2 protein-coding genes are annotated in these 1,437 nt (G+C 59.3%); both read right to left on the bottom strand.

Features of this window, described 5'->3' with window-relative positions; translation table 11 throughout:
- Positions 1–40: 40 nt before the first annotated feature.
- Positions 41–895: an IS3 family transposase gene (locus tag AC5RVG_RS16970; protein WP_494014783.1), complete on the bottom strand. Its 855-nt coding sequence runs from the start codon at positions 893–895 to the stop codon at positions 41–43.
- On the bottom strand, positions 892–1,215 hold the full coding sequence (locus AC5RVG_RS16965; protein ID WP_494014782.1) for a helix-turn-helix domain-containing protein: 324 nt from the start codon (positions 1,213–1,215) through the stop codon (positions 892–894). The genes AC5RVG_RS16970 and AC5RVG_RS16965 overlap by 4 nt, the downstream gene beginning before the upstream one ends.
- Positions 1,216–1,437 lie beyond the last annotated feature (222 nt).

Here is a 1,437-nt window from a genome sequence, read left to right as displayed (position 1 = left end):
GTGAACTGGGCCCCGAAAGTTGGACTGGCTAAATAAGAGACTAGGCCGCGAGGGCCTGAGCACGGTACTGCACCGGGCTTAGGCCCTCGAGCTTTGTCGAGATTCTTTCGGTGTTGTACCAGTGGATGTACTCGTGCAGTACTGTTTCCAGCGCTTCCGTGTTGAGGAACCGAACATGGTGGAAGAGCTCTTCCTTGAGGTGTCCGAAAAAGTTTTCCATCACCGCGTTGTCGTAGCAATTGCCTTTGCGTGACATCGACTGGACGGCGCCGGCGCCCAGCAGAAGCTTCCGCCAGGAGGCGTGCTGGTACTGGAAGCCCTGGTCGGAATGCACGAGCGGTTCCTGTCGGGAGGCGAGTGTTGTCAGAGCCTTGCGCAGGGAGGTATTAGTGAGCTCCAGGTTTGGAGATGGGCCCAGTGTGTAGGAGATGATCTGACGGTCGAAGAGGTCCATGACCGGTGAGAGGTAGAGTTTCCGATCTCCGACGCTGAATTCGGTCACATCCGTGACCCACTTCTGGTTCGGGGCATCGGCTGCGAACTCCCGGTTCAGCAGGTTGGGAGCCACGGCGCCCTGCTCGCCCTGGTAGGAGTTGTAGCGCTTCCTGCGCCGGACTTTGCAAACAAGCCGCAGGGAACGCATCAGCTTCAGCACGGTCTTCTTCGCGATCGTCCAGCCCCGCTTGACCAGTTCAGTGTGGATGCGGCGGTGCCCGTATCTGCCATGGTTCTTCGCAAAGATTTCCGTGACTGCCGTCTTGAGTTCCTTGTGCGGATCCGGGGCTTGGAGCCGGGCCTGGTGATAAAAGAACGTTGACCGGGCGAGGCCGGCGACCTGCAGCAGAACCGGGAGGGGAAAGTCAGCCTTGAGAGCGATGATGGCCTGAACCTTCACCGTCGTTCCTGCGCCCTCAAGGCCCGCAATTTTCCCAGGTAAGCCACTTCAGCCCGCAACCGTTCGTTCTCGCGCCGCAACCGCTCCACCTCGGACAACTCCGCGGGCGGCGGCACATCAGGTTTCCTGGGTCTGCCTTTAGGCTTGGGACGCAACGCATCCGCACCCTCTCGGCGATATGCCCGTACCCACGTTTCGAGCAGGCGAGGCGACGACAAGCTGACTTCTGCTGCGAGATCAGGGGCAGTCTCACCAGCGAGGAACCGTTCAACCAAAGCGAGCTTGAACTCGAACGAGTACGACTGTTTTGGCTTGGTCATCAACGCTCCTCGGCCATGAATCCTCCATCGCCGATACAGCCGCTTGACCGGCGCGTGAGGCACTCCCAGCAATCTGGCTGTCGCCCTATAAGCGATGCCCTGCTCGAACCACGCTACAGCGGACTCGCGCTGATCCTCGGATAACGAACTACATGCATGCATAAAACTGCTCCCCAGGAGTCGGAACTGAATTTCTCAGTCCAACTTCCGGGGAGCAGTTCA

This window comes from Arthrobacter senegalensis, assembly GCF_059091765.1.
The sequence above is the reverse complement of the archived record's forward strand: the minus strand, read 5'-3'. Positions and strand labels throughout refer to the sequence as shown.